Origin of the sequence: Corynebacterium callunae (assembly GCF_046592015.1) — a bacterium.
Lineage (GTDB): Bacteria > Actinomycetota > Actinomycetes > Mycobacteriales > Mycobacteriaceae > Corynebacterium > Corynebacterium callunae_A.
This window is the reverse complement of record NZ_JAWVOB010000015.1, coordinates 1-11,603: the sequence shown is the minus strand read 5'-3', so window position 1 is coordinate 11,603 and position 11,603 is coordinate 1. Positions and strand designations below refer to the sequence as shown.

The 11,603-nt window shown below is 54.8% G+C and carries 11 protein-coding genes; all 11 read right to left on the bottom strand.

Going from position 1 to position 11,603, the window contains the following annotated elements:
* Positions 1-353: 353 nt before the first annotated feature.
* A complete protein-coding gene (gene tyrS / locus SFC07_RS13005) occupies positions 354-1,619 on the bottom strand; it encodes a tyrosine--tRNA ligase (protein WP_411208739.1) in 1,266 nt (421 codons plus the stop codon).
* Positions 1,620-1,645: 26 nt separating this feature from the next.
* Positions 1,646-1,825: a Trm112 family protein gene (locus tag SFC07_RS13000; protein WP_015651171.1), complete on the bottom strand. Its 180-nt coding sequence runs from the start codon at positions 1,823-1,825 to the stop codon at positions 1,646-1,648.
* A gap of 95 nt (positions 1,826-1,920) precedes the next feature.
* Positions 1,921-3,354 carry an argininosuccinate lyase gene (gene argH / locus SFC07_RS12995; RefSeq protein ID WP_411208738.1) on the bottom strand — a complete coding sequence of 478 codons (1,434 nt, stop codon included), beginning with the start codon at positions 3,352-3,354 and terminating at the stop codon, positions 1,921-1,923.
* Positions 3,355-3,419: 65 nt separating this feature from the next.
* A complete protein-coding gene (locus SFC07_RS12990) occupies positions 3,420-4,625 on the bottom strand; it encodes an argininosuccinate synthase (protein WP_411208737.1) in 1,206 nt (401 codons plus the stop codon).
* Positions 4,626-4,766: 141 nt separating this feature from the next.
* On the bottom strand, positions 4,767-5,300 hold the full coding sequence (locus tag SFC07_RS12985; RefSeq protein ID WP_411208736.1) for an arginine repressor: 534 nt from the start codon (positions 5,298-5,300) through the stop codon (positions 4,767-4,769).
* Between the two features lie 11 nt (positions 5,301-5,311).
* The gene (argF, locus tag SFC07_RS12980) at positions 5,312-6,271 is read right to left on the bottom strand and encodes an ornithine carbamoyltransferase (RefSeq protein ID WP_411208735.1); all 960 of its coding nucleotides are present in this window, start codon (positions 6,269-6,271) and stop codon (positions 5,312-5,314) included.
* Between the two features lie 21 nt (positions 6,272-6,292).
* Complete coding sequence (locus SFC07_RS12975; protein ID WP_411208734.1) at positions 6,293-7,498, bottom strand: acetylornithine transaminase; 1,206 nt, start codon at positions 7,496-7,498, stop codon at positions 6,293-6,295.
* A gap of 1 nt (position 7,499) precedes the next feature.
* Entirely contained in the window at positions 7,500-8,453 is a 954-nt protein-coding gene (gene argB, locus SFC07_RS12970) for an acetylglutamate kinase (protein ID WP_411208733.1), read from the bottom strand.
* 99 nt (positions 8,454-8,552) lie between these two features.
* Positions 8,553-9,719: a bifunctional glutamate N-acetyltransferase/amino-acid acetyltransferase ArgJ gene (gene argJ, locus SFC07_RS12965; RefSeq protein WP_411208732.1), complete on the bottom strand. Its 1,167-nt coding sequence runs from the start codon at positions 9,717-9,719 to the stop codon at positions 8,553-8,555.
* 46 nt (positions 9,720-9,765) lie between these two features.
* Entirely contained in the window at positions 9,766-10,809 is a 1,044-nt protein-coding gene (gene argC / locus SFC07_RS12960; RefSeq protein WP_411208740.1) for an N-acetyl-gamma-glutamyl-phosphate reductase, read from the bottom strand.
* A 434-nt stretch (positions 10,810-11,243) separates the two neighbouring features.
* Positions 11,244-11,603, bottom strand: a 360-nt coding sequence (locus SFC07_RS12955) for a tetratricopeptide repeat protein (RefSeq protein ID WP_411208731.1), incomplete at its 5' end; no start/stop codon positions are given.

Here is an 11,603-nt window from a genome sequence, read left to right as displayed (position 1 = left end):
AACATAATAAAATAAATGGCACACTATTGAGTTCTCAAACAACATACACACACTCTCACAAGATCAATCTTTAGGTTGATTTTGTGCTGAGCAGCTGTGGATTTACTGTAGTTCACTTTAAATTTAAAGTCAACTTCAATTTAATCTTGTCTTTACCTTGATGAGTTAGCAACCTCTTATTTGAAGCGCTGCACTGTCTCGGCGACCTGAATTAATTTACACACTCCCCCACCAACGTACAAATCTGCAGGTCAACGCGAAAAAGTAAAAACCGGGATGCAGTTTCTAAAAGAAACCCCATCCCGACCAAACCACAACTAGCCGCAACTCAAGCAGCAAACAGTCCTAAAGAACTAGCCAACAACCTTAACGCCAGCAAAGTTCTTCTTACCCTTACGCAGAACCAACCAAGAACCATGAAGCAGATCCTCGGCTGCTGGCTCCCAGTCATCAGAGGTGATGCGCTCGTTATTAACGTATGCGCCACCTTCCTTCACTGCGCGCTTTGCTGCACCCTTGGAATCAACCAGGCCACTGGCAACCAAAAGATCAATAATGGTGCGAGGCTCGCCGGCTTTGATTTCTGCAACCTCGGTCTCGGAAACAGATGCTGCCAGAGTGTTCTCATCCAGGTCACGCAGATCAGCGCGGCCGAATAGCGCCTGCGCAGCCAGCTCAACAGCAGCAGTTGCCTCTTCACCATGAACCAAGTTGGTCATTTCGCGAGCCAAACGGCGCTGTGCCTCACGCATATTTGGACGCTCAGCAACTTCAACCTCAAGCTCGGCTAATTCTTCTTGGGTCAGGAAGGTGAACCAACGCAGGTAACGGATAACGTCAGCATCGGCTGCGTTAATAAAGTACTGGTACCAAGCGTATGGGCTGGTCATCTCGGGATCGAGCCACAAGCTTCCGCCACCGGTGGACTTACCGAACTTCTTGCCCTCGGAGTCGGTCACCAGTGGAACGGTGATCGCATGCACGGACTTACCGTTGACACGACGGTTGAGGTCAACGCCGGAGACGATATTGCCCCACTGGTCACCGCCACCAACCTGCAAGGTGCAGTTAAAACGCTTGTTCAGCTCTACGTAGTCATTTGCCTGCAACAACATGTAGGAAAACTCGGTGTAGGAAATGCCATCGCTTTCCAAACGACGTTTCACGGTATCGCGAGCAAGCATGGTGTTGAGGGAGAAGTGCTTTCCCACATCACGCAGGAAGGACACTACGGACATCTCATTGGTCCACTCAGCATTGTTCACCAGGCGTGCAGCGTGCTCGCCCTCAAAATCCACAAAGCGGCTGAGCTGGCTGGAGATACGCTTTGCCCAATCGGCAACGGTATCTTCAGAGTTCATGGTGCGCTCGCCTACATCACGAGGATCACCAATCATTCCAGTGGCGCCACCAGCCAAAACGATAGGATTGTGGCCAGCCTTTTGGAAACGGCGCAGCATCAGCAAAGGAACCAGGTGTCCTGCGTGCAGGGATGGGCCGGTGGGGTCAAAACCGCAGTAAAGGGTGATGGACTCTGCGGTTTCTTCACGCAGTGCATCCAAATCGGTGGACTGGTTGATCAGTCCGCGCCAGGAGAGCTCGTCAATAATATTGGTCATTGTTGAAAATTTTCCTTGATCAAAATCTAGTTAGCTGGGGTCCACGGGGTCGCTTCGTCGATAAGCAAAACAGGAATGCCGGCGTCGATGCGATAGGCCAGGCCGAGTCGCTCATTCACCAGGAGCTGTTCGCTCTCCAGATATCGCAGTGGACCCTTATCCTTGGGGCAGGCCAGGACTTCTAGAAGCTTCGGATCAAGACTCATATGGCTTATCCTACTTGCCCCCAAAAATTGTGGCGCATTGAGGCATGGAAAAATCCCGAACCTTAAAGGAACGGGATTTTAAAAGCTTTTAACGCTTATCGACGCACGCCCTCACGTGCCCATTGCGCACCTACCGCGCTTGCGGCTTCGACGCGACCAAGTTGCTCCGCAACTCGGACACCTGCGGTGCCACCGCGGGTGGAACGAGAAGCAACAGCACCATCAATGGTGAGCACCTCGCGAACCGCTGGGGTGAGGCGGGAATCAACGCTGGCGAACTCCTCATCGGTGAGGTCGATCAGGTCTACTCCCCTATCTTCAGCAATACGCACGCACGCACCGGATGCCTCATGAGCCTCACGGAAAGGAACACCTTGGCGCACCATCCACTCCGCCAAATCGGTAGCCAGGGTGAAGCCAGATGGAGCCAGCTCGCGCATACGCTCGGTATTGAAGGTCAGGGTGGAAACCAAACCGGTCATCGCAGGCAGCAGCAGGTTGAGCTGTGCTACAGAATCAACGATTGGTTCCTTATCTTCCTGCAGGTCACGGTTATAAGCCAAAGGCTGTCCCTTCAGGGTGGCCATGAGTCCAGCTAGGTTACCGATCAAACGGCCGGTCTTACCGCGGGTAAGTTCTGCCACGTCAGGGTTCTTCTTCTGCGGCATGATGGAGCTTCCGGTGGACCAGGAGTCAGACAAGGTGATGTAGTTGAATTCTGGGGTACACCACGCGATGATCTCCTCCGCCAGGCGGGACATATCAACAGCGATCTGAGCCAGCACAAAGGCAGTTTCAGAAGCAAAGTCGCGGGAGCTGGTGGCGTCGATGGAGTTATCGGCTGCAGAATCAAAACCGAGTTCCTCCGCAATTGCCTCAGGATTGAGGTGCAAAGAAGATCCTGCCAATGCACCGGAGCCATAAGGAGATACAGCCAGGCGCTTGTCCAGATCCTTAATGCGCTCAATATCGCGCAGCAAAGGCTGTGCATGAGCCAGGAGCTGGTGTGCCAGCAGTACTGGCTGAGCCGCTTGGAAGTGGGTTTTGCCAGGCATGATGGCAGCAGGGTGCGCCTTTGCCTGAGCGGTTAGGGCGTCGACAAGCTCAGTAACGCCGAGGGCGATGCCACGCACAGCGTCGCGCACCCACATGCGGAAAAGCGTTGCCACCTGGTCGTTGCGGGAACGGCCAGCGCGCAGGCGACCACCGACCTCGGATCCGACGCGGTCGATGAGGCCGCGTTCCATGGCTCCGTGCACATCCTCATCGGAGGGCAAGGGACCGAAGGAGCCGTCAGCTACGTCTTTTCCGAGCTGGTCCAAGCCCTCGAGCATGGTTTTGAGGTCTTCATCGGAAAGCAGTTGGGCCTGGTGGAGGACCTTGGCGTGGGCCTTTGAGGCCAGCACGTCATAGGGAGCGAGCACCCAGTCAAAATGGGTTGACACACTCAGTGCAAACATGGCCTCAGAGGGGCCACCTGAGAAGCGACCTCCCCACAGGGCACCTTCATTGGTTCCGTGTTTTTCCACGCCTTGATCCTTCTACTTTCTTCTTGAAAATCTTCTTAAAAATCGTGTTGGGAGCCCAATTGGGCTTAGTTAGCGCCAGCCTCGCGGTCGCGCTTGTTGGCGATCTTGGAGGACAGACCGTGGAGCTGGACGAAGCCCTTAGCCAGGGTCTGGTCGAAGGTGTCGCCGGTGTCGTAGGTAGCCAGGTTGAAGTCGTAGAGGGAGTGGTTGGAACGACGACCATTGATGGTGATGGAACCTGCGTGCAGAACCAGGCGGATATCGCCGGTGACGTGCTCCTGGGTGGACTCGATGAAGGCGTCGAGGGAGCGCTTCAAAGGAGCGAACCATAGGCCGTCATAAACCTCTTCGGACCAACGAGCGTCGATGCCGCGTTTGTAACGAGCAAGCTCGCGCTCCAGGGTGACATCTTCCAAAGCCTCGTGTGCCTTGATCAGGGTGATAGCACCTGGTGCTTCGTAGATTTCGCGGGACTTGATGCCAACGAGGCGGTCCTCAACCATGTCGAGGCGGCCAACGCCCTGGGCGCCTGCACGACGGTTGAGCTCTTCGATAGCCTGCAGCACGGTGACTGGGCGACCGTCGATAGCAACTGGCTTGCCGCCTTCGAAGGAGATGATGACCTCATCTGGTGCGTTGCCCAGTGCTGGGTCCTCGGTGTATGCGTAGATGTCCTTGGTAGGAGCGTTCCACAGGTCCTCGAGGTAACCGGTCTCAATTGCGCGGCCCCAGACGTTCTGGTCGATGGAGAATGGGGACTTTACGGACTGCTCAATTGGCACACCGTTTTCCTCAGCGAAGGCAATTGCCTTGTCGCGGGTCCAAGCGAAGTCACGAGCAGGTGCGATGATCTGCAGGTTAGGGTCGGTGTTCATGAAGCCGACCTCAAAGCGTACCTGGTCATTGCCCTTGCCGGTGCAGCCGTGAGCAACGTGGGTGCCGTTGAACTGCTTGCCAGCCTCAACGAGGTGCTTAACGATCAGTGGACGGGAGATTGCAGAAACCAGTGGGTACTGCTTCATGTACATACCGTTTGCCTTGATGGTTGGCAGGCAGTACTGTTCTGCGAACTCATCCTTGGCATCAATCACGATGGACTCAACGGCGCCGGCGTCCAATGCACGCTGACGAACGTTTTCCATGTTCTCGCCACCCTGGCCGAGGTCGAGGGACACTGCGATAACTTCGCCCTCGATCATCTTCTTGAGGTAAGGGATGGCAACGGTGGTGTCGAGGCCGCCGGAGTACGCAAGTACGACGCGATTAGTCATGTGTTTAAAGCTCCTTATTAGTTTTAAGAATTGTGCCGTTGGCTTGTGGGGCTAACGGCGGTACATACTTTTTCTTCTGGCACTAAAGTGGTTTTTAAGAAACCAGTACCCGCAGCAAAGTACAGCACTGACACAGTCGTGCTATACCTTACCTTCCTGTTTGGACTGAGTTGAACGTCTCCCCAGCAATTCGCCTAGTTCTTTACCAGTCAGGGGATCCCTGGCCAAGACAAAGACGGTGTCATCGCCGGCGATGGTACCCACCACTTCCTTCAGCCCTACCCTATCGATAAAGCTGGCCAGGTACTGTGCAGCTCCGGGTGGAGTACGCAGCATGGCAATATTTCCTGAGTAGTCGGTGGAAACCAGCAGCTCATCAAGCATGCGGCGCAGCTTTTCAGAAGGCCCGCGCAGATCCTCACGGGCGATGCTGTCCACCGGTCCGATGGCATAGAAGGCGCGGCCGCCGTCGGGACGGACTTTGCGAGCACCAAGTTCATCCAAGTCACGGGACAACGTCGCTTGAGTGATGTCTATCCCCTCGTCGAGAAGCAGCTCTGAGAGCTGTACCTGACTGGTGACCTTTTGGCGGTCGAGGATTTGCACAATCAGCGCTTGACGCGCTGTGCGCGTCGCCGGTGAGATGGTGTGCTCGGTGGTTTCTTCGGTACTCACTTCTGCCCCTCCTATGCTCGCTGGTGGGCAAGCAGCCACACCAACAGCGCCTTTTGGGCATGGAGACGGTTTTCCGCCTCATCAAAAACGCGCGATGCTGGGCCATCAATAACCGAGGCCGCAACTTCCTTGCCACGGTAAGCAGGCAGGCAGTGCAGGAAGATGGCATCGTCCTTGGCGCGAGCCATGACCTCATCATTAACCTGATAAGGCACAAAAGGAGTGGTGCGGTCGATGCCGTCATTTTCCATGCCCATGGACACCCAGGTATCGGTGATCACAACATCGGCACCGGCAACCTCGTCGAGGCTATCGGTGACAACCACGGTGGCACCGGTTTGCGCCGCGCGGTTTTGGGCGCGGGTGACAAACTCGGCCTTAGGCTGGAAGCCCTCAGGCGCGATGATGGAAATATGCATACCAGCGGTGGCGAAGCCAATCATGTAGGAATTGGCCATATTGTTATCGCCATCTCCCAGGTAAACGGCCTTCTTGCCCTTTAGGCCTGCAGGTCCCTCCTCTGGTGCCAGGTTCTCAATAATAGTCTGCAGGTCAGCCAGGATCTGGCACGGGTGCAGGTCATCGGAAAGAGAGTTAACCAAAGGCACGGTGGAAGTTTCTGCCATGGCGTGGAAATTGGAGTGTGCATAGGTGCGCCACACAATCGCTTCCACATAGCGGGAGAGCACAGCTGCGGTGTCCTGTAGGGTTTCGCCCTTGCCCATTTGGGAGCTACCGGAATCAACCACAATGGCGTGGCCGCCGAGCTGCGCGATACCAGCGTCAAAGGAGAAGCGGGTACGGGTGGAGGTCTTATCAAATAGCACTGCTACAGATTTTGGGCCCTCCAATGGGCGCTCGGAAAAAGGTGCCTTCTTCAGGGCTGCGGCCAGCTCCAAGACCTCGGCCTGCTCGGCAGGGCTGAGATCATCATCTGCCAAGAAGTGACGTACTAAAGGGGTATTAGTCATGCTAAAAATGCTCCTTAAAATTTAGGACAAGGCTGCGAGGGTATCGGCAATGGCCTTGACTGCATCGGTGATTTCATCATCGGAGATAACCAATGGTGGGGTGATTCGGATGATGTTCTCGGCTGGTGCATTAAGAATGACACCGTGCTTGAGGCCTTCTGCAACTGCTGCCTTGGCCACAGGCTTTTCCAGGACCACGCCGAGCATAAGGCCACGGCCGCGGACCTCGGTCACACCGCCCAGCTTGAGCAGTGCCTCGGTGAAGTGAGCACCCTTCTGGTTAACAGCAGCCAGGAAATCAGCATCTACAACTGACAGCACTGCACGTGCTGCAGCGCAGGCAACAGGATTGCCGCCGAAGGTGGTGCCGTGCTTGCCGGGGCTCATCAATTCCGCAGCTGCACCGGTTGCCAGGCAGGCACCGATTGGCAGTCCGCCGCCGAGCCCCTTAGCCATGGTGACCACGTCCGGAATAATGCCCTCGTGCTGGTGCGCGAAGAAATCGCCGGTACGGCCGATGCCGGTCTGGACCTCATCCACAATCATCAAAATGCCATTGGCGGTGCAGAGTTCACGCACGCCGCTGAGGAATCCCTCTGGTGCTGGGATAACGCCGGTTTCACCCTGAATTGGCTCCAAGATGATGGCAGCTACATCACTTGGGTTGGTGGCTACCAGTTTCTGCAGGTAGTCGAGGTCACCGAAGGGATAAAATTCCACGCCTTGGACCATGGGGTTAAAAGGTGCGCGCTTATCTGGCTGGCCGGTCAGAGCCAGCGCACCCATGGTGCGGCCGTGGAAGCCGTCGACGGCGGCCAGGACACGGCTCTTGCCAGTCAAGCGTGCAATCTTGAAAGCAGCCTCGTTTGCTTCGGCGCCCGAATTACAGAAGAAAACGCGGGTGGACGCGGCGAGGGTCGCGTCGTTAAGCGAAAAACGCTCAATGAGCTCGGCCGCAACCTCGACCACAGGCCGGGATGCAAAGAGGTTGGACACATGTCCAAGCTGGCTGATTTGGCTGCTCACAGCCTCGACGATGGCTGGGTGCGCGTGGCCGAGAACGTTGACGGCGATGCCTGCGAGCAGGTCAATGTAGACATTGCCCTCGTTATCGGAGACGGTCGCGCCCTTGCCGGAGACCAGTTCGACCGGCGGGGTGCCGTAGCTATTGAGGATGACCTGAGGCCAGGACTGGAGCGTATCATCCACCACTGTGAGGTTTTTCATATTAATTTTCTCCATCCTTGTCATCTTTTCTAAAAACCGTGCCCTGCGGGTAGTTGTCACGGTCATAAACATCGGGTAGCACCATGGTGCCAATTCCGCCCATGGTCAGCAGCTCGAGCAGCACCGAGTGCGCGATGCGGCCGTCAATAACGTGGGCGGCACTTACTCCCCCACGCACTGCGTTGAGGCAGGATTCCATCTTCGGAATCATGCCGGAATCAAGTCCTGGAAGTAGATTTTCCAACTCAGTGGCCTTGATCTTGGACACCAGGGAATTCTTATCAGGCCAATCGGTGTATAGGCCTTCGACGTTGGTGAGAACCAATAGTCGCTCAGCACCAATTGCTGCGGCCAACGCACCTGCTGCGGTATCGGCATTGATGTTGTAGATTTGCCCATCCTCACCTGGGGCGATGGTGGACACCACTGGAATGCGGCCAGCCTCAATCAGGTCCATAAGCGGGGATGCATCCACGTTGACGATGTCACCCACCAGGCCGATATCAGTTGCTACCCCATCGATATTGACCAGGCGTTTCTTTGCGGTAAACAGGCCTGCATCCTCACCGGAGGTGCCCACCGCATAAGGCCCATGGGAGTTGATGAGCCCGACCAGATCGCGGCCGACCTGACCAAAGAGCACCATGCGAACAATATCCATGACCTCAGGTGTGGTGACCCTAAAGCCACCCTTAAATTCACCTTGGAGGCCAACGCGATTAAGCATCTCAGAAATCTGCGGGCCGCCGCCGTGAACTACCACCGGCTTGGCGCCCACGGTGCGCAAAAACACCATGTCAGCGGCAAAAGCGGCCTTGAGTTCATCATCGACCATGGCGTTTCCGCCGTATTTGACCACCACAATTTTGTCGCGGAAATGCTGCAGCCATGGCAGCGCCTCAGCCAGCACATTTGCCCTAGCTTCCGAGCCTAAATCTTTGATCAAGTCATTCATTCTTTAAATCCCCTGTGCTTTTCGACGCGCCCCAGCTTCTGCGCCTACCGAATGTGTGCAGGCGCCTTGCGGCGTCTTGTGGGCCTGTGTGGGTGGTTTTTAGGTGCTGTATGCGGAGTTAATCTCCACATAGGAGTAGCTGAGGTCGGTGGTGCGCACCGTTGCTTGGCCTTCGCCGCCGGTTCCCAGATCAATGCGTACGGCAATGTCCGCGCCGGAAAGATCAACCTCGCGGGCTCCAGGAGCACCGGTTGAATCAAGGCATACTGCTTGATCATTGAAGAATACGGAGATCTTCTCCGGCTCCATATCAGCATCTGCCATGCCCACTGCTGCCAGCACGCGACCCCAGTTGGGATCAGAGCCAAACATGGCACACTTAAAGAGGTTGTCGCGGGCAACGGTACGAGCAGCGTTAATGGCCTGCACATCATCGGTGGTGCCGGTGACGGTGACCGATACGCGCTTGGTCACACCCTCAGCGTCGGCCTGCATTTTCTCTGCTAGATCAGAACATGCTGCATAAACGGCATCGTTGAGATCATCTTGTGCTGGGGTGATTCCGCTGGCACCGGAGGCAAGCAGGAAGACAGTGTCATTGGTGGAGGTGGAGCCATCAATATCGAGGGTGTCAAAGGTAACCGCGGTTGCCTTGGCCAGCGCGATTTTAGCCATCTCTGGAGTAATGGAAGCATCGGTGGTCAAGCAGACCAGCATGGTTGCCAGTGATGGAGCCATCATGCCCACACCCTTGCCCATGGCGCCGACGGTCCAACCATCTGCAAAAACTACGGTCTCTTTGTCCACGGTATCGGTGGTCATAATGGCCTTGGCTGCGGCTGCGCCATTATCGCCGAGGGCACCTGGAGCGACCAGCTGGTTAATGCCGGCGTTGATCTTATCCATGGGCAAAAGCTCACCGATAAGGCCAGTGGAGCACACTCCAACTTCCTCCGCTGAAATTCCCAGGCCTGCTGCCAGGTTTGCCACGGACTCGCGAGCATCCTTTTCACCCTGGAGGCCATTACAAGCGTTGGCATTGCCAGCGTTATAAAGCACTGCCTTGAGAGTGCCATCGGCAACATTTTCGCGGCTGACCTTCACCGGTGCAGCAAAAACGCGGTTGCGGGTAAATACGGCCGCTGCGGTAAATTCTGGGCCTTGGTTGACAACCAGTGCCATATCAGGGTTGCCGGAAGGCTTAATTCCAGCGGTGGTTGCAGATGCAACAAACCCCTTTGGTGCGGTGATGCCTTTTTCAGCCATCTTTTTCTCCTTTAAGAATTCTTTGTTTATTAAGGTGCGACGCTTATTAAGGTGCGACGCCGGCTTGAGGCAAACCAGCTGTTTCTGCATAACCTACCGAAAGGTTCATGCACTGGATGGCTGCGCCTGCGGTGCCCTTGGTGAGGTTGTCAATTGCAGAGGTAACCAGCAGCTTGCCGGAATCTGCATCAATTTCCACCTGAACATGGCACATATTTGAGCCCACCACGGACTGGGTTTGAGGCTGTACTCCCGGAGCTAGCAGGTGCACAAAGGCTTCTTGTGCATAGAAGTCTTCATAAACCTTGCGGGCCTGTTCCGCAGTGACCTCACCTTTAAGGGGTGCAGTGGCGGTGGTGAGAATGCCACGAGGCAAAGGAGCCAGCACTGGAGTAAAGCTCACAGTTACTTTTTCCGAGGTGACCTCAGCAAGGTTTTGAGCGATTTCTGGGGTGTGGCGGTGTTTACCAGCCACGTTATAGGCCTTTAGGGAACCCATGGTCTCTGCGCCGAGCATGGCAACATTGGCCTTCTTGCCTGCGCCAGAAACACCGGTGATGGAGACTACGGAAACATTTGGCTCAATAAGCCCAGCTTGAACTGCCGGCAGGAGTGCCAGCGTGGCGCCAGTTGGGAAACAACCAGGGACCGCTACCCTCTTTGAGCCTTTGAGTTGCTCACGGTGGCCGGGCATCTCTGGGATTCCATAAGGCCAGGTTCCTTGGTGCTCGGAGCCATAATAACGCTCCCAGTCAGCGGCATTTTGCAAACGAAAATCCGCAGCGCAGTCAATGACGGTAACATCGGGACCTAGTTGCAGCGCGATTTCTGCGGAGAAGCCATGGGGCAAACCGAGGAAAACGACATCATGCCCAGAAAGAACTTCTGGTGTGGTTTCTTCAATAACGCGATCGGCTAATTGCGGTAGGTGTGACATGAGCTCACCGAGGGTAGTGCCCACGGTGGAGCTTGCGGTGAGAGCTCCGATTTCAAGCTCCCCTGCTAGATATGCTGGGTGGTTGAGCAGTAGGCGCAGGATTTCTCCGCCTGCATATCCACTGGCTCCGGCAATTGCTACCTTGATCGTCATATGTTCACCATACACCTTATGCATGATCATGCAAATTATTCATACATTATTTTATGCAGGTATGCAGAAATGAGGTGTTCGGGCTTGATGGTTTGGGTGTGTTTGGGGCTTTAGAAGCTTAACAACTGAATTTCCATGGGCGCCTTGGTATGCCCCCCCATACTTGAACACCACAAATACACGACATCAGAATTAACAATGTTCCTTCAATTCTTAGAAAACACCCATCTCACATGGTCGAAGAAATTCTAATAAAACCAAGTCTTGCCTTCGGTCTTTGCCTACGCATCAACAAAGCCAACAATCAGTCGGAATATTGTTTTAGGAATAGGTGGTTTAATACCTTAGTTTCACAATATGAAGGTGAACTATAAGCAATGAATCTAGCCCCAGGCACCAGAATCCGACTCTCAAAGGCCTCCTTCATTACCTTCTTAATCAGTTGAAACTCCTGTTTGTCTACGCAATAATTCAAGTTTGTCACGAATTGCTCGGGTGTTGGGATGATCGTAGCCGAGGCTCTGGGTCTGAACAGCTAGAAGAGCTTCAAGATGGGTGATCACCTGCTCAAATAACCCAACCCTATCAAGGCAGTAAACGAAATTGATTAGGACATTTTGAGTACTCGGATGGTTTTTTCCATATACTCGAATTTGATCACTAAGAAGAGCGTCAAATAAGGCGATTGCCTCCCTAAATCGCCCAACAGTGCCTAAATAAAAGGCAAGGTCTTTGCGGGCATAAAGAGTTTCGGGGTGGTCGTGGCCGACGACCCCGTTCTGAACTACTATGAA